The organism is Comamonas sp. (assembly GCF_009360615.1).
Classification (GTDB): Bacteria; Pseudomonadota; Gammaproteobacteria; order Burkholderiales; family Burkholderiaceae_C; genus Comamonas.
In genome coordinates, this window is sequence record NZ_SPEY01000030.1 from 1 (window position 1) to 17,459 (window position 17,459).

Annotated in this window: 12 protein-coding genes and 1 pseudogene; 11 read left to right on the forward strand and 2 right to left on the reverse strand. The window is 64.6% G+C overall.

Translation table 11 applies throughout. The features are described from left to right. From purH to E2583_RS10845, 5 genes and pseudogenes are all read left to right on the forward strand, one after another. Positions 1–485: pseudogene (gene purH / locus E2583_RS10825) on the forward strand (bifunctional phosphoribosylaminoimidazolecarboxamide formyltransferase/IMP cyclohydrolase); the annotation flags it as partial. Positions 486–671: 186 nt separating this feature from the next. Further along, positions 672–1,124, forward strand: a complete 453-nt coding sequence (locus E2583_RS10830; RefSeq protein ID WP_291595657.1) for a c-type cytochrome — start codon at positions 672–674, stop codon at positions 1,122–1,124. Positions 1,125–1,237: 113 nt separating this feature from the next. Further along, positions 1,238–1,933: a hypothetical protein gene (locus E2583_RS10835; RefSeq protein ID WP_291595660.1), complete on the forward strand. Its 696-nt coding sequence runs from the start codon at positions 1,238–1,240 to the stop codon at positions 1,931–1,933. 285 nt (positions 1,934–2,218) lie between these two features. Further along, positions 2,219–3,703 (forward strand): amino acid permease, encoded by a 1,485-nt coding sequence (locus E2583_RS10840; protein WP_211457021.1) that lies wholly within the window; start codon positions 2,219–2,221, stop codon positions 3,701–3,703. Between the two features lie 138 nt (positions 3,704–3,841). After that, a complete protein-coding gene (locus E2583_RS10845; protein WP_291595665.1) occupies positions 3,842–4,477 on the forward strand; it encodes a DNA-3-methyladenine glycosylase I in 636 nt (211 codons plus the stop codon). 164 nt (positions 4,478–4,641) lie between these two features. Here the strand turns inward: E2583_RS10845 and hemL are convergent, their stop codons facing one another. Next, positions 4,642–5,946 (reverse strand): glutamate-1-semialdehyde 2,1-aminomutase, encoded by a 1,305-nt coding sequence (gene hemL / locus E2583_RS10850; protein WP_043375092.1) that lies wholly within the window; start codon positions 5,944–5,946, stop codon positions 4,642–4,644. After that, positions 5,930–6,898, reverse strand: a complete 969-nt coding sequence (locus tag E2583_RS10855) for a bifunctional hydroxymethylpyrimidine kinase/phosphomethylpyrimidine kinase (RefSeq protein WP_003051503.1) — start codon at positions 6,896–6,898, stop codon at positions 5,930–5,932. The genes hemL and E2583_RS10855 overlap by 17 nt, the downstream gene beginning before the upstream one ends. A 115-nt stretch (positions 6,899–7,013) precedes the next feature. Here E2583_RS10855 and E2583_RS10860 point away from each other — a divergent pair, with 115 nt between their 5' ends. The 6 genes from E2583_RS10860 to E2583_RS10885 are packed head-to-tail and all read left to right on the forward strand — an operon-like array spanning position 7,014 to position 17,439. Beyond that, positions 7,014–7,166, forward strand: a complete 153-nt coding sequence (locus E2583_RS10860; RefSeq protein WP_034399566.1) for a rubredoxin — start codon at positions 7,014–7,016, stop codon at positions 7,164–7,166. Positions 7,167–7,217: 51 nt separating this feature from the next. Next, positions 7,218–7,622, forward strand: a complete 405-nt coding sequence (locus E2583_RS10865; protein WP_003051508.1) for a response regulator — start codon at positions 7,218–7,220, stop codon at positions 7,620–7,622. Next, a complete protein-coding gene (locus E2583_RS10870) occupies positions 7,622–7,984 on the forward strand; it encodes a response regulator (protein ID WP_291595671.1) in 363 nt (120 codons plus the stop codon). The genes E2583_RS10865 and E2583_RS10870 overlap by 1 nt, the downstream gene beginning before the upstream one ends. 14 nt (positions 7,985–7,998) lie before the next feature. Beyond that, a complete protein-coding gene (locus E2583_RS10875) occupies positions 7,999–8,526 on the forward strand; it encodes a chemotaxis protein CheW (RefSeq protein ID WP_291595673.1) in 528 nt (175 codons plus the stop codon). Between the two features lie 19 nt (positions 8,527–8,545). Further along, on the forward strand, positions 8,546–10,789 hold the full coding sequence (locus E2583_RS10880; RefSeq protein ID WP_291595675.1) for a methyl-accepting chemotaxis protein: 2,244 nt from the start codon (positions 8,546–8,548) through the stop codon (positions 10,787–10,789). A gap of 59 nt (positions 10,790–10,848) precedes the next feature. Next, the gene (locus E2583_RS10885) at positions 10,849–17,439 is read left to right on the forward strand and encodes an Hpt domain-containing protein (RefSeq protein WP_291595677.1); all 6,591 of its coding nucleotides are present in this window, start codon (positions 10,849–10,851) and stop codon (positions 17,437–17,439) included. Positions 17,440–17,459: the final 20 nt, after the last annotated feature.

Consider the following 17,459-nt stretch of genomic DNA (forward strand, 5'->3'; position numbering starts at 1 on the left):
ACTGGGACAACGGCCGCAACGCCATCGAGTCCAAGCGCATCGGCTCGGGCCTGCTGCTGCAGACCTCCGACAACCACGAGCTCAAGCTGGCCGACCTCAAGGTCGTGACCGTCAAGCAGCCCACCCCCGAAGAGCTGAACGACCTGCTCTTCGCCTGGAACGTTGCCAAGTTCGTCAAGTCCAATGCCATCGTGTTCTGCAAGAACGGCATGACCATGGGCGTGGGTGCGGGCCAGATGTCGCGCCTGGATTCGGCGCGCATCGCCTCCATCAAGGCCGAAGCCGCCAAACTGTCGCTGCAGAACACCGTCGTGGCGTCGGATGCCTTCTTCCCGTTCCGTGACGGCCTCGATGTGGTGGTCGATGCAGGCGCGACCTGCGTGGCCCAGCCCGGCGGTTCCATGCGCGACCAGGAAGTGATCGATGCGGCCAACGAGCGTGGCGTGGCCATGGTGTTCACCGGCGTGCGCCATTTCAGGCACTGATCGCTCCCCCTGAGGCGCTATCGCGCCTTCCCCCTCTCTCGATGCTTGGCATCGGGAGGGGGGACGACAGCCTCGCTGCGAGGCGGCTGTTGCTCGCTGTCCCTTTGATGGGTCATGCCTGTTCGGGTAAGGTGCTCAATGGCTGGCGTCTGTCGGCCATACTTTTTTGTGAATCTGGTGCTTGGTATGACTGATCCCATCGACGACGAAGAAAACTATCCGCCCAGGCCGCGCTGGATTGGCTGGCTGATCGGGCTGGTCATGGCGGCTAGCGCCTTAGGTGTGGCCAATATCGGCTGGCGCATCATGCGGGTGAGCACGGCCGAGAAGGCTGCCGATGCGCTGGTGGCAGCCAGGCCCGAGCTGGCGGCAGCCCGAAAGCTGGTGGAGGGAGCAGATTGCATGCGCTGCCATGGTCTGGACCGCAAATTTGTGGGCCCGGGTTTTACGGAGATCGCACAGAAGTACGGCTCGCAAGCCGATGCCCAGAGCTATCTGGCAGACAAGATTCGCAGCGGCAGCGTGGGTGCCTGGGGCAATGTGATCATGCCGCGCCACCCGCAAATCAGCGAGGCCGATTCTCTGCAGATGGCCCGTTGGGTGCTGTCGGCTCAGGCGCTATCGGCTGCGGCTCAATAAGCCGGGTTGCTGAGATCGTGCGTGAATTCAAAGGCTGCTGGCGCTTGGCGCTTGCAGCCTTTTTTGCTTTGCAGCCTGTGCAGGGTGGCAGGCCTTGCTTCCATAATCCTCAAATGAGAAAACCCGCGCCCGCTCCTGTGCTGAGCCAAGCCGATCAAGCCCTGCACACGCCTGTGCACGCCCCGGCGCGCCAGCGCGGCTTTGTCTTCTGGGCCATCTGGGTGAACATCGCCACCTACGCGATCTATCCCACGGCCAACTGGCTGGCCAGCCTGCGCGATCAGCGCTATGACTTCATCACGCGCTGGGACGCGATGATTCCGCTGGTGCCGGAATTCATCTTTGTCTATTTCTCGTTTTTCCCGTTTCTGGCCCTGCCGTTCTGGCTGGTGGGCCAGCCCGGTACGGCGGCGCTGGGCAAGCGCCAGGTGCTGGGCACGCTGATCTGCGGTCTGGTTTTCGTGCTGTTCCCGGCAAATTTGGCCTTCGAGCGCGCGATTCCCGAATTCGAGCCCTATCGCAGCATTTTTGCGACCATGTTCCTGGTGGACAAGCCCCACAATCTGCTGCCCTCGCTGCACATCGTCTACACGGCGCTGACCTGTCTGGCCATCTGCCAGGCGCAATGGCAGCGTGGTCGCTGGGGGCTGTGTCTGCTGATTGCGCTATGGAGCGCGGCCATCTGCGCCTCAACCATGCTGGTGCATCAGCACCACGTGCTGGATGTGGTCACGGCGCTGCTGCTGGTGCCAGTGCTCTGTCTGCTGATTCGTCCGGCCGATGTGCCGCCGCAGCCTCCACGCATCTGACTTTTCGGGGCCGGCCCGGCCCATTGCGAATCCTGCGTCAGTGATCGCTTGCATGCAGGACTGCGGCGCGATTTTTGAGCGCGGTGCAGGCTTCGTGAAACGCGGGCCTGCCTAGTCTGGTTTGAGAGGGCAGTGCAGCAGGGCTTGCACAAAACATGCAAACAGACCGGTGATGCGGCAGGGTATCTGCGCCTTATTGGTGAAATCCCTAGGATGCCGTTTTGACCAAAAAGACCGGGCGAAAGATGCCGCGCCACGAGTGCGGCCGGGGGCCCGGCGATATGCATGCAGTGGCTGAAAACCAAAACCATTGAACAGGCCCTGGCCGACTCGGACGAGCCGGGCCGTCAACTTCAACGCAGCCTGGGCGCGTTCGACCTGATGATCCTCGGGGTGGCCGTGGCCGTCGGTGCCGGCATTTTCTCGGTGGGCGCGCGCGCGGCGGGCAGCTTTGCGGGGCCGGCGGTGATCTTCTCCTTCATCCTGGCTGCTGCCACCTGCGCGCTGGCCACCATGTGCTATGCGGAGTTCGCCTCCAGCGTGCCGGTCACGGGCAGCGCCTATACCTATACCTATCTGACGCTGGGCGAGGGCGTGGCCTGGATCATCGGCTGGAATCTGCTGCTGGAGATGATTGCCGCCGGCGCGGTGATCGCCAAGTACTGGGGCATCTACCTGTCCACGGTGTTTGCCACGGCAGGCGTGGACATTCCCAGCACCCTGCATCTGGGAGCCATCAGCCTGGAGTGGGGGCCGTTCTTCATCGTGGCGGTGTTCACCGGGCTGCTGATCCTGGGCACGCAGGAGTCGGCTCGGGTCAACAATGTGTTCACCCTGATCAAGATCGCCATCACCCTGTTCGTGATCGTGGTGGGCTTCACCTATATGGACCTGAAGAACTTCACGCCCTTTGTGCCGCCGGCCCAGCCGCCCGTGGCAGGTCATGGCGTGACCGCCGATGTCTGGGGCCAGCCCATGCTGGCCTGGCTGTTCGGTGCCCGCCCCAGCCAGTACGGCTGGCTGGGCGTGATCTCGGGCGCATCGCTGGTGTTCTTTGCCTTCATCGGCTTCGACGTGGTCGCCACCTCGGCCGAAGAAGTCAGGGAGCCACAGAAAACGCTGCCGCGCGGCATCTTCGGCGGCCTGGCGCTGGTGACTCTGCTCTACATCCTGGTCACGCTGGCGCTGACCGGCATGGTCCCTTATACCGAGCTGGCCAAGGCCGAGAATCCCTCGCTGGCCACGGCCTTCATCAGCGTGGGCGCCAACTGGGCCGCCCAGGTGATCGCCGTGGGCGTGCTGCTGGGCCTGACCACGGTGGTCATGGTGCTGCTCATGGGCTCGGCCCGGATCCTGATGGCGCTGTCGCGCGACGGCCTGCTGCCGCGCAGCTGGAGCGTGACCTCGGCCAGGCGCAAGACGCCGGTACGCCTGCAACTGATGGTGGGTGCCGTCGTCGCGGTCCTGGCGGGTTTCACCAAGGTGGAGCTGCTGGAGGAGATGATCAACATCGGCACGCTGTCGGCCTTTGTGCTGGTCAGCATCGGCGTGCTGCTGCTGCGCAGGAAGCGCCCCGACGCCGGCACCGGCTACCGCGTGCCCTGGGTGCCGGTGCTGCCCCTGCTTTCGGCCCTGTTGTGCTTTTATCTGATGCTGAATCTGACCACGCTGACCTGGCTGCGCTTTCTGGGCTGGATGGCGCTGGGTGCGGTGATCTACATGGCCTATGGCATGCGCCATTCGCGTCTGGCCCAGGCGGATAAAAAGTGAGCTGCCAGCGCATGATATTGCTTGATTTCAATATGTTCTATATCTGAAATCGTTTGATATCAATCGCAAAAAGCTATCAAAACAAAAGCCCTGCACGGAACGCCCTGCAGGGCTTTTGCATTGGTTAGAGTGCTGGGCATGAGTACCGAACCCACCGAGACCACGCCGACCCGCGCCCCCACCCAGTCCGCCGAAGATGGCCAGCAACGCTGCCGCTGGTGTCTGGCCACGCCGGGCTATGTGCACTATCACGACCGCGAATGGGGATTCCCGGTGGACAGCGATCAGCGCCTGTTCGAGAAACTCTGCCTGGAAGGCTTCCAGTCCGGCCTGAGCTGGCTGACCATTCTCAACAAACGCGAGAACTTCCGGGCGGCCTTTGCGGGTTTCGATTTCCGGCGCGTCGCGCAGTTCGGCGAGGCCGATGTGCAGCGCCTGCTGCAGGACGCGGGCATCGTGCGCCACCGCGGCAAGATCGAGGCCGTGATCAACAACGCCCAGAGGGCCATCGAAATGGTCCAGTCCGAAGGCTCGCTGGCCGCGTTCTTCTGGCGTTATCAGCCGGTTGTGCCATCGACGGGAACGACCATTCAGGCCCAGACGCCGGAGTCGCAATCCCTGTCCAGGGAACTCAAGAAGCGAGGCTGGAAGTTTGTCGGGCCGACCACCATGTATGCGCTGATGCAGGCCATGGGCATGGTCAACGACCATGCGCCAGGCTGCATCACCCGAGCCGAAGTGGAGCGCGCCAGAGCCGCTTTCCAGCGGCCCTGAGCAACTGCCAGAGTGCGCCCCGGCCGCTGTCCCGGGCGTGTGGCTTGCAGGGCATCGAGGGCTGAGCCTGGATGGCTGGCTGCCGAGGTCTGGTCACCGTCTGCCGCAAAAAGCAAAAAAGCCCTGCAGACATAGGCTGCAGGGCCTGGTGGGCGGGTTGAGATTTACAGTGTCTTGAAGACTTCGCGTGCCGCCTCAATGGTGCGGTCGATGTCTTCATCGCTGTGCGCGGCGCTGACAAAGCCTGCCTCGTACAGTGCCGGAGCAAAGTAATGGCCGCGCTCCAGCATGCCGTGATAGAACTTGTTGAAGACCTTGCCGTCGGTCTTCATGACCTGGGCGTAGTGCGTGGGCAGCTCGGGCAGGAAATAGAAGCCGAACAGCCCGCCTTGCCAGTCCACGCTGAAGGGAATGCCGGCGGCATTGGCTTCGGCCTTCAGGCCCTGCATCAGGTGGCCGGTCTTGAGGTGCAGCTCGGCGTGGAAGCCGGGGCGGCTGATCAGCTCCAGCGTCTTCAGGCCGCAGGCCGTGGCAATCGGGTTGCCCGACAGCGTGCCGGCCTGGTAGACGGGGCCCAGCGGCGAGAGCTTTTCCATGATCTCGCGGCGCGCACCGAACGCCGCCATGGGCATGCCGCCGCCGATGACCTTGCCCATCACGGTGATGTCGGGCGCAAAGCCTTCGATCTCCTTGGCATACAGGCTTTGTGCGCTGCCCAGGGCGACGCGAAAGCCGGTCATGACTTCGTCATAGATCAGCAGCGCGCCATGCTCGCGGGTCAGCTCGGAGATGCGGCGGGTGAAGTCCACCGAGGCGCGCACAAAGTTCATATTGCCGGCAATCGGCTCCATGATGACGCAGGCGATGTCGCTGCCCATCTTGGCAAAGGCCTCTTCGAGCTGGGCGATGTCGTTGTACTCCAGCACGATGGTGTCCTTGGCCACATCGGCGGGCACACCGGCCGAGGACGAGGCGCCGAAGGTAGCCAGGCCCGAGCCGGCCTTGACCAGCAGCGAATCCGCATGGCCGTGGTAGCAGCCGTTGAACTTGATGATCTTGTTGCGGCCGGTGTAGCCGCGCGCCAGGCGCAGCGCGCTCATGCCGGCTTCGGTGCCGGAGCTGACCAGGCGCACCATGTCCATGCTCGGCACGAGGGCGCGGATCTTCTCGGCCAGCACCACTTCGCGCTCGGTGGGGGCGCCAAAGCTGAAGCCTTCGAGCACTGCGGCCTGCACGGCCTCGACCACTTCGGGGTGGCCATGGCCCAGGATCATGGGGCCCCAGCTGCCGATGTAGTCGGTGAACTGCTGATCGTTCTGGTCCCAGAAATAAGCACCTTGCGCACGCTTCACGAAGCGGGGAGTGCCGCCCACGGCGGCAAACGCGCGCACGGGCGAGTTCACGCCGCCGGGGATCACGCCCTTGGCGCGCTCGAACAGTGCAGTATTCAGATCAGTGTTTTGTGTCATGGGAAGGAATCACAAAGCCTTCAATCGGCTTGGAGTCGGGTTCGTCATCGGTGGAGTCTTCGGCCTGCTCGTCTTCGGACTCCTCGTCCTCGGTGGGCTGTGCCCAGAAAAGACGATCCGGCAGATAGTGGCCCATGCCGGGGCGAAAGCCTGCATCCAGGCTGTGGTCCAGGTATTCCAGCGCCTCCAGGGTCGCAGCACCCAGGTCGTTGCCGGTGGCCAGCAGGGCCGTGATCGCTGCGGACAGCGTATCACCGGCACCTGTGAACGTGGCGTCAAACATCTCGTACTTGCTGTTGCCCAATACGGACTGGGCCGTGGTCAGCACGTTGTCCACGAACTGGTCGGGCAGGGGGATGCCGGTCACCAGCACATAAGGCACTTCCAGTGCCTCGGCGGCCATGGCAATGTCGCGCGCCGTGGGCGCACGGCTGTTTTCCCAGTCCGGCAGCAGCCAGCGCCACAGCGTGTTGTGGTTTCCAACCAACACCGAGGTTTGAGGCAGGACAAGCTCCTTGAACGCATCGAGGTACTGATCCTGCTTGTCGTCCTCCCACCAGGACAGGTCCGGCATGTAGCTGATGATGGGAATGTCGGGGTAGTCCGAGGAGATCGTGGCAATGGCGGCCAGGTTGGCAGGACTGCCCACGAAGCCGACCTTGATGGCGGTGACGGCAATGTCCTCCAGCACCATGCGTGCCTGCTCGGTCACCGCGTCGTCGTCGAGTGCAAAGTGCTCGTAGATGCGCGCCGTGTCTCTGGCGTAGGCGCCGCAGGCCACCGGCAGCGCATGACCGCCGATGGAGGAGATGGTGGCGATGTCGGCCGAGAGTCCGCTGGCTCCGCTGGGGTCACTGCTGTTGAAGGACAGCACGCAGACGGGAGCGGATTCTGTCGCTTCTTCCTGGCGGGTGCGGCGAGGGGGGGGGGAGGAGATGGGATTCAATGCCATGGCGCACCCCAGTTTGCACCCGGGAATGCAAGGGTGGGAGCCGGGGTTGTGACTAGATACAATCGTTGCATTCTATGTGAAGCCCCTTTAAGCTGTGACTGACCCTAAAACCTGGATGTGTTTGACCTGTGGCTGGCTCTATGACGAAGCCCAAGGTTGCCCCGAACATGGAATTGCTCCGAACACCCGCTGGGAAGATGTGCCCATGAACTGGACATGCCCGGAATGCGGTGCGCGCAAAGAAGACTTTGAAATGGTGGAAATCTGAGTGCCTCAGACACTCGATTCCATTGACGACCGAATTGGGAGGGATTTCACCGTGACAGCATCTGCTGCGCCTTTGCGCGTTCTGGTCGTGGATGACAGCAATACCATCCGCCGCAGCGCTGAAATTTTCCTCAAGCAAGGTGGTTACGAGGTTCTTCTGGCCGATGACGGCTTCGATGCCTTGTCCAAGGTCAACGACTACCAGCCGCAGCTCATCTTCTGCGACATTCTGATGCCCAAGCTCGACGGCTATCAGACCTGCGCCATCATCAAGCGCAATGCGCGTTTTGCCAATACGCCCATCGTGATGCTGTCATCCAAGGACGGTGTCTTCGACAAGGCCCGTGGACGCATGGTGGGCTGTCAGGACTATCTGACCAAACCCTTCACCAAAGATCAATTGCTGCAAGCCGTACAACAGTTCGCGCTGCAGGCTGCAGATGTGGGAGCTGCATGATGACAATTCAAAAAGTTCTGGTCGTTGACGATTCCAAGACGGAGCTGATGGCTCTGAGCGATATGTTGCAGAAGCAGGGCCTGCAGGTGCGCACGGCGGAAAATGGCGAGGAAGCCATGAAGCGCCTGGCCGAGGACAAGCCCGACCTGATCCTGATGGACGTGGTCATGCCCGGACAGAACGGCTTTCAGCTGACGCGCGCCATCTCCCGTGATCCCCTGTATGCCGATGTGCCCATCATCATGTGCACCAGCAAGAATCAGGAAACCGACCGGGTCTGGGGCATGCGTCAGGGCGCACGTGGCTACATCACCAAGCCCGTGGATGCAGCCGAGCTGCAAGCCAAGATCGCCGCTCTGTAACGAGCTGCGCTGCTATGGCGAACCGCGAAGCCCTCCGAGATCTTCAATCCCGTCTGGCCGGGCGCCTGCAGGCAGCGCGCAGCGAAGGCGTCAGCGTGGCTGCATGGCTGGCAGTGCAGGCGGGCGGACGGGATTATTTGCTGCCGCTGAATCAGGCGGGAGAGATCTTCCCCTGGACCGGCGTTCAGCCCGTACCCTATACACAGTCCTGGTTCCTGGGCATCGCCAATCTGCGCGGATCCCTGATGGGCGTTGTGGATCTGGCCAGGCTCCTGGGTCATGGTCATTTCCGCAACGAGCAGGAACTTCTGGATTGCAGCCTGCTGGCCTTCAATCCCGCTCTGGAGGTCAATGCGGCCCTGCTGGCCGATCGCCTGCTGGGCCTGCGTGCCGCAGACGCGTTTACCCGGTCGGAGCCCGCGCCCGAGCACGCCCCGAGTTTCTTTGGAGCCGTCCATATCGATGCGAGCGGCCGCCGCTGGCAGGAGCTGAAGTTGCAGCCTCTGTCTCAAACTGCCAAATTTTTGAGCATTCGTGCTTGAGGTTCCTGGATACAGCGCTATGTCCTTTGCACAGAAAATAAATCAGTTGTTCCGTCGCAAGCCCATCGCGGCAGCCGCCAGTGGTGATAGCAGCATGATGGGAGACACGGTCGTACAGGACCTGTATGACGGCTCGCTCAACAGCGTGCAGGGGGCGCCCTCCGTCTTCGGCGTGGAGGAGACCGGTCGCGCGGATGAGCTGGTGAGCCTGCCCATTCTCGGAACGGCCACCACGGCCAAGCATCAGCGCACCCTGTTCACCCTGCTGGGGGGCTCGGTGCTGGTGCTGGTGGTGCTGTCGGCGTGGATGCTGCGCGAAGCCAGCAATTCCAACCAGCAGCTGGCGGCAACCGGTCAGGCGCTGATGCAGTCGCAGCGTCTGGCCAAGTCGGTCTCCATTGCCATGACGGGGGCCGCTCCTGCGTTCGCCGACGTCAAGGACAGCGCCGGCGTGCTGGCGCGCAACGTGCGAGCGCTGGCCGGCGGCGATTCCGAGCTGGGCGTGAAAGCGCTGGGCGGTGGCCTGCAGGACGAGCTCAGCTCCATCAGCACCCTGATGGAGCGCGCGGAAAAGAGCGCGGGGCTGATTCTTGGACAGCAAAAGACACTGACCCAGGTGGGCGAGGCGCTGCGCACCATCAACCGTCAGTCCTCCGATCTGCTGGAAACCGCTGAAACCATTTCTTCGCTGAAGCTGCAGCAGGGGGCCGGTGCGGCCGAGATCTCTGCGGCCGGCCAGCTGGTGATGCTGACCCAGCGTATTGCCAAGTCTGCCAACGAATTCCAGACCCTGGAGGGCGTGAGCCCCGAAGCCGTGTTCCTGCTCGGCAAGGATTTGAACTCCTTCAAGGAAATCTCCGAAGGCCTGCTCAATGGCAGCTCCGAGATGCGGCTGTCGGCGGCACGCGATCCCCAGGTGCGCGAACAGCTCGAGACGCTGATCAAGCAGTACGACGACACGCGCACGCAGGCCAGCGCCATCCTGGGCAATCTGCAGGGTCTTGTGTCGGCCCGTGAAGCGCAGGCCAGCATCAACAACGACAGCGAACCGCTGCGTCAGCAGCTGGAGCAGCTGCAGACGGCTCTGCAGGGACTGGGCGGAGCCAGCATGCTGCAGCTGGCGCTGCTGGCCGCGGCCATTCTGGCTGCGGTTCTGAGCGGTATCGGCATTTCGCGCGTGCAGCTGCTGGACAGCCGTGCGCGTCAGCAGGAAGCCGAGCGCCACCAGGTCGATGCCCGTCTGCAAGAGCAGGAAGCCAAGCGTATCAACGACGCCAATCAGGCCGCCATTTTGCGGTTGATGAACGAGCTGCAGTCGGTGGCCGAAGGCGATCTGACGCAGGAAGCCACCGTGACCGAGGACATCACCGGCGCGATTGCCGACTCGGTGAACTACACGGTGGAAGAGCTGCGCGCTCTGGTGGGATCCGTGCAGAACACCGTGACCCGAGTGGCCCAGACCACCGAGCAGGTGGACGCCACATCGACCGAGCTGCTGGCTGCATCGAACGAGCAGCTGCATGAAATTCGCGAGACCGGCAAGTCGATTCTGGACATGGCCGGCCGTATCAACAACGTTTCTGCCCAGGCGCAGGAATCGGCCCAGGTGGCCCGCCAGTCGCTGCAGGCTGCGGACTCGGGTCTCAAGGCCGTGCAGAACGCCATCGGCGGCATGAACTCCATCCGCGATCAGATTCAGGACACTTCCAAGCGAATCAAGCGCCTGGGAGAGTCGTCCCAGGAGATTGGTGAGATTACCGAACTGATTTCGGACATTACCGAGCAGACCAACGTGCTGGCGCTGAACGCAGCCATTCAGGCCGCGTCTGCCGGTGAAGCCGGTCGCGGCTTCTCGGTGGTGGCGGAAGAAGTGCAGCGTCTGGCGGAACGTTCCGCCGATGCCACGCGACAGATTGCCGCGCTGGTGAAGGCGATCCAGACCGATACCCAGGATGCCGTGGCCGCCATGGAGCGTTCCACGCAGGGTGTGGTCGAAGGGGCCCGTCTGTCCGACTCTGCGGGTACCGCGCTGTCTGAAATCGACAGCGTGTCGCGCCGACTGGCCGAGCTGATCGAGCAGATTTCCAACTCCACATCGCGTGAAGCCAGTATGGCCAACGGCGTGGCCGAAAACATCCAGCATATTTTTGCCGTGACCGAGCAAACCGGCGAGGGCACACGCACCACGGCTCAGCAGGTGCGCGAGCTTTCCCACATGGCTGAAGAGCTGCGTCAGTCCGTTTCCCGATTCAAGATTGCCTGATTTGACTGGCTCTTTCTCTCATAAAAATGCACGACCCTTGAGGGTTAAGGAACTGGAGCATGTCAGTGGTTGACGACTCGCCAATACGTGCAGCCCTGTCTGCAGAGCAGGATCTGGGCCCGCTGGCCTGGGTGCTCGACGAGGTGCGCAAGTCGCTGGAGGCGGCGTCCAAGGCGGTGAACCGCTTCATGCGCGATGCGGATGCAGCCCGTTTGTCCGATCTGGAGGAGCTGGATACATCGGCACTGCGCATTGCCCGCCAGCAGCTGCATCAGGCCTGCGGTGCTCTGGAGATGGTGGGCGTGACCGCTCCTGCCCAGGTGATGCGCAGCATGGAAGCTGCGGTCAACCGCTTTGTACAGCGTCCCGAATACTGCACGCAGGAAGCGGCGACCACCCTGGAGCGCACGCACTTTGCGCTGATGGAATTCCTGGAGGCCGTGCTGGCCGGCCAGCAGGTCTCTGCAGTGGCCCTGTTCCCCCAGTACCGCGAGACCCAGTTGCTGGCAGGCAACGACAAGGCACACCCGGCAGACCTGTGGCCGGCGGAGCGCCGCGCGCGCGAGCCGCGCTGGACCGGGGCCATGCCCGAGCCGCTGGCCTATGGGCCGCATGCGCGCGCCATGCTGGACGGCGTGGTGCTGCGCATGGTCAAGAGCGACGACCGGGAGGCGGCCGCGCAGATGTGCGAGCTTTGCCGGCGTTTTGCAGCGGCCCATCCCGAAGACGTGGCGGCACGCAGTTTCTGGAAGATCGCTGCGGCCTTCTTCGAAGGCCTGGCGCGCGGACTCATCACCGCCGATATCTACGTCAAGCGCATGGCCTCGCGCGTGCTCATGCAGTACGCCAGCATGGCCAGGGGCGACAGCCTGCCGCCCGCACGTCTGCTGCAGGACTTGATGTTCTTCTGCTCCCAGGCCAAGCCCCGCGAGCAGGCCGGTGAGAGTCTCAAGGCCGTGCACGAAGCCTATGCCATGGAGCACATGCCGGTGGTGGACTACCACGTCGCGCGCTATGGCCGCTTCGATCCATCGGTGCTCCTGCAGGCGCGCAAGCGCATTGCGGCGGCGGCCGAGACCTGGTCGGCCGTCGCCGGCGGCGACCGCAGCAAGATCAGGTCCATGGCCGAGCAGTTCGGGCAGGTGTCCGAGTCGCTGGTCAAGTTGCAGCCTGTCAGTCATGGTCTGGCGCGCGCGCTGATTCGTGTCGCCGAGACCGTGGAGCGGATCGGCGAGCCTCCACCGGCCGAGCTGGCCATGGAGGTGGCGACCGCCGTGCTGTACCTGCAGGCCAGCTTCATGACGGCCGGGCATGACGACGAAGTACAGGCCGCCCAGTCCAGCGTGCTGGTTCAGCGCCTGGATGCCGCCTTGCATGGTGCCCAGTCCGAGCCGCTGGAAATCTGGATGGAGGAGCTCTACCGTCAGGCCAGCGACCAGCAGACCATGGGATCGGTGGTTGGTGAGCTGCGCATCACCCTGGGCGAGGCAGAGAAGCAGCTGGATCTGTTCTTCCGCAATCCCTCGGATACCTCGGCGCTGGCCTCGGTGCCGGGTCAGATGGCGCAAATGCGCGGCGTGCTGTCGGTGCTGGGCTTCGAGCAGGCCGCGACCGCCATGCAGCGCATGCGTGACACCGTCGAGCATCTGATGCTCGGCGAGGTGACGGTCGAGAACCAGCCTCGCATCTTCGAGAAGCTGGGCAGCAGTCTGGGCGCCATGGGCTTTCTCATCGACATGCTCAGCTACCAGCGCAATATGGCGCGCAAGCTGTTTGTCTATGACGAGGAAAAGGACGAGCTGCGCATCGTCATGGGTCACAGCCGCAGTCGCGGCCCCGAAGCCTTCCGTCCGACCGTGGACATTCCCATGGATGGCGTGCCGTCTGCGCCGCCTGCGGTCTCTGCAGTCCCCGCAGCGGCCACTCCAACAGCAGCCGCGGCCGTCGAGCCTTCGGTTGCTGCACCGCCGCCGCCCGAACAAGTGCGGCCGGTGGCCCGGCCGCAGCCCTTGCACGCCCGACTCACCGACGACGAGGACAGTCCTCCCTGGGCCGCGACCGAGCCCGGTGCCTTGCCCGATTTCGAGGCCATGGCCGCACCCGTTGCGGCCGAGCCGGCCGTGGCAGGCTCCGATGCCCTGGCCGACGCCATGGCCCAGGTGTTTGCGGACATGCAATCGGGCAGGCCGGTCGAGGATGACGCCGCCACCGCCTCCCATTCAGGCCAGGATCCGGCCGGTCCGAGCAGCACAGCAGTGGCTGCGACAGAGCCCCCGTCTGCGTCCGCGGAGCTGAGTGCCGAAGAGCTCGATGGCGACGACGAGCTGCTGTCCATCTTCCTGGAGGAGGCCCGTGAAGTCGTCGATAACGGCCTGCAGGCTCTGCAGGCCCTGGCCGATGAGCCCGGCAATCTGAGCGAGCAGACCACGCTGCGCCGGGCGTTTCACACGCTCAAGGGCAGCTCGCGCATGGTGGGGCTGGATGAGTTTGGCGAAGCCGGCTGGGCCATGGAGCAGATGCTCAATGCCTGGCTGGCAGAGCAGCGGCCCATGCCGCAGGACATGCAGCAGCTGGCCCGGGATGCCCTGAAGGCCTTTGCCGCATGGGCCCAGGGTATCGAGAACCAGCAGGCGCAGAACTGGTCGGCCACGCCCTTCCGCGCGGCGGCCGACGCCATGCGCCTGCAGGGTGAGCGTGCCGACGTGGCCCTGGTGCCGCGTCGCGCCGAGCGCAGGGATCCGGTGCCGGATGCGGCCCCGGTGGAAGCCGCAGCAGTGCATGAGCCGGTGCCGGAGTGGCCGCAGGAGACCGTGGCCGAGGAGCGCGGCTCTCACCTGCAGACGGCCCAGGGCGAGCCCGCATTTGCCATGCCCGAACTGGACTTCTCCCTGGAGGAGCTATCTTCCGGGGCCGGGCCGGAGCCGGAAGCGGGAACGGACGACTTCACCTTGCCGGAGCTGGATTTCCCCGACGATCTGCTGCAGCCACCGGCGGCGCCGGTGGTGCACGATGCATCGGCGTTGCCCGCGCTGGAGTCGGCAGGCGATCCCGAGCCGCAGCGGATTGAAGGCGCTGCCGCCGATGTCGGGATCGAGGCTCAACCCTCGCCAGGGCACAGCAGCACTTCGGAAGAGGTGCAGGAGCTGGACTTTGCGGCCTTCGAGGCGGCCATGCGCGAAAGCGAACAGGCTTCCATCGCCGCTCAGACCGCCATCGGGGCGCAAGCAGCTCCCGTGGAAACAGCTTCCGTCGGGACGCCCCCCGTTGGGACGGACCCCGTGGACACGGCGGCCGAGTTGCCCTCCGCAGAGGCCGTACTCGAGCTGGAGGCGATCGAAGCCTTGCTGGAAGGCGTGCCCGAGCCCGTCGTGGCCGAAGAACCTGCTCAGGCGGCAGGTTCCGCAGTCCCGGCGATGGAGCAGGCCGAGCCGGATGACGGCCATCGCAATATTGACGGCCTGCGCATCAGCGCAGCGCTGTACAACGTCTATCTCAATGAAGCGGACGACTGGTCCGAGCGTCTCGGCGAGGTGTTGCAGCAGTGGCTGCAAGAGCCCGGCGAAGCCATTCCCGACGATGCGATCGCGCTGGCGCATTCGCTGGCAGGCAGCTCCGGCACCGTGGGCTTCAAGGCCTTGTCGGAGCTGGCGCGCCTGCTCGAGCATGCACTGCTGCATCTGCAGCCTCAGGGCTATGCCAGCGCAGTGCAGATTCAGCAATGCCTGAGTGCGTCCGACGAGGTGCGGCGCCTCCTGCATCAGTTTGCGGCGGGCTTCCTCAAGGACGCCTTGCCCGCGGTCGAAGAGGCGCTGCGCAGCATTCTGGATACCCCCATCGACGCCAGCGTCCTGGCCGAGCCGCTCGACCTCGAACCTGTCGATCTCGCCGGGCTGGACGCGGCCGAGTGGCCCGAGGTGCAGGCCCTGCAGCAGCCCGCCGACCCCAAGGATGTGCCGCTGGACTTCGCCGCCGGCTTGTCTGAGGCATCGGTTGCGCCCCAGCGTGCCGAGGCTGCCGCGCAGGAGCCGTCCGAGCAGGTCCTGGAGGCGGCTGCCGACCTGTTGCCGGATGCGGCACACGATCCGGTGCAGCCTCCGTATTCCATGGTGCCTGCCGGAGGCAGCGTGGAGCATGAGGCCGAGCTGCAGCGGCGCATCGATGAAGCCATTGCGCTGGCGGTGCATGCCGGCGAGGATGAGGACGACATCGACGTGCTCGATCAGGTCGATCCCGACCTGTTTCCCATCTTCGAAGAGGAAGCCATCGACCTGTTGCCCAAGCTCGGCGCCGCACTGCGCCGCTGGCATGGTCGTCCTTCCCTGGATGAAGCCCGCAACGAAGTCCTGCGTGCGCTGCACACCATCAAGGGCAGCGCACGCCTGGCGGGTGCCATGCGCATGGGCGAAATGGCCCACCGCCTGGAATCGGCCGTGGAGCGCATCGACCAGGAGCGGCCCTCGGCGGACGCGATAGAGCCGCTGCTGAGCAGTTTCGACGCTTTGCAGGCCAGCTTCGATGTGCTGCGCATGGCCGGCGAGCAGGAGCCCGAGCAGCCGCTGGCCCAGCTGGACGATCACCTGGTGCAGGCGCCGCTGCACCTGGGTGCGGCAGAGTCCGGGGCAGGGCCGGCCGCGACGTCTGCTGAAGCCGGTGAGAAGAGCTCCGCCGAGACGGCGCAGTCGATTGAGCTGCCCGCGCCGGTGGTGCCGCGTGCCGCATCGCAGCAGACCGTGCGCGTGCGTGCCCAGTTGCTGGACCGCCTGATTTCCCAGACCGGCGAAGTGTTGATTGCACGCTCGCGCGTCGATGCGCGTCTGTCGCAGGCCCGTTCGGCGCTCCATGATCTGACAGGCAACCTGGAGCGTCTGCGCACGCAGCTTCGCGACATCGAGGTGCAGGCCGAAAGCCAGATGCAGTCGCGTCTGGCCCTGTCCAAGGACACGGCGGCCGGCTTTGATCCGCTGGAGTTCGACCGCTTCACCCGCGTGCAGGAACTCACCCGCATGATGGCCGAGTCGGTCAACGACGTGGCCACCGTGCAGCGCAACCTGCAGAGGGATCTGGCGGCAGCCGAAGACGACCTGGTGGCCCAGGGCCGCCAGGCGCGCGATCTGCAGCGCGATCTGCTGCGCACGCGCATGGTGGAGTTCGACTCCTTTGCCGAGCGGCTGTATGCCGTGGTGCGCCAGACCTCCAAGGAAATGGGCAAGCAGGTGCGCCTGAACATCCTGGGCGGCACCATCGAAATGGACCGCGGCATGCTGGAGCGCATGATGCCGGCCTTCGAGCATCTGTTGCGCAACTGCGTGGCACACGGCATCGAGTCGCCCGAGCAGCGCGAGGCGCTGGGCAAGCCGGCTGTCGGCACCATCGAGATCGTGCTGAGCCAGGAGCGCAACGATGTGGCGCTGTCGGTGGAGGACGACGGTGCCGGCCTGGATCTGGAGCGGATTCGCGGCAAGGCCATCAGCCTCAAGCTGTGGACGCAAGAGCGCCCCATGACGCTGGAGGATGCGGCGCGTCTGATCTTCGAGCCGGGCTTCACCACGGCCACCGAAGTGACGGGTGTTGCCGGCCGCGGCATCGGCATGGATGTGGTGCGTTCAGAAGTCAACGCCCTGGGCGGCCGTGTCGAGACCCATACCGAGCCTGGCAGGGGCAGTGCCTTCCGTCTGGTGCTGCCGCTGACCACCGCCGTCACCCAGGTGGTGATGCTGCGCATGGGGGCCGTGTCCATGGGCGTGCCCGCCAATCTGGTGGAAATCGTGCGTCGCGTACCCGTCGATGTGCTGGAAGACAGCTATCGGAGGCAGGAGTTCCGGGACGGCAGCGAAGTCATGCCTTTCTACTGGGCCGGTGCACTGTGGCAGAGCTCGCTGCGCAGCGAGGAGAACCTTGGCCGCACACGCCCCGTGGTGATTGTCCGCAGTGCCTCGCAGCGTGTGGCGCTGCATGTGGATGAAGTGCTGGGCAACCAGGAAGTGGTGATCAAGAATCTGGGTCCGCAGTTGTCGCGCCTGCCGGGCCTGACCGGCATGTCCGTGCTGCCCTCGGGGGCTGTGGTGCAGATCTACAACCCGGTGGCGCTGGCCAACGTCCACGGCGAGCAGGTGCGGGCCATGCTGGCCAAGGCCGAGCAGGCGGCCGCCGATGGTGGCGAGCAGGCGCGGGCAGGCGGCATCGATCTGCCGGGCGCCGATGCCGCGCAGACCTCGGTGCCGCTGGTGCTGGTGGTGGATGACTCCATCACCGTGCGCCGTGTCACCCAGCGTCTGCTGCAGCGCGAAGGCTACCGTGTCACGCTGGCTGCCGACGGCTTGCAAGCCATGGAGCGTCTGCAGGACGAGCGTCCGACCCTGGTGCTGTCGGACATCGAAATGCCGCGCATGGACGGTTTCGATCTGTTGCGCAACATCCGCGCCGATCAGACGCTCGCGGGCATGCCCGTGGTCATGATCACTTCACGCATTGCCCAGAAGCATCGTGAAATGGCCCGTGACCTGGGGGCCAATCACTATCTGGGCAAGCCCTATTCCGACGAGGAGCTGCTGGGCCTGATCCGGCATTACGCACTGCAGCGCAGCGGCCCCGCCCCCGAGAGCAGGCCGCTTGGCGGGCCCACCGAAGAATCGGAGGCGGTGCTCGAATAGGCGCTGCTCCTGATAAAGAA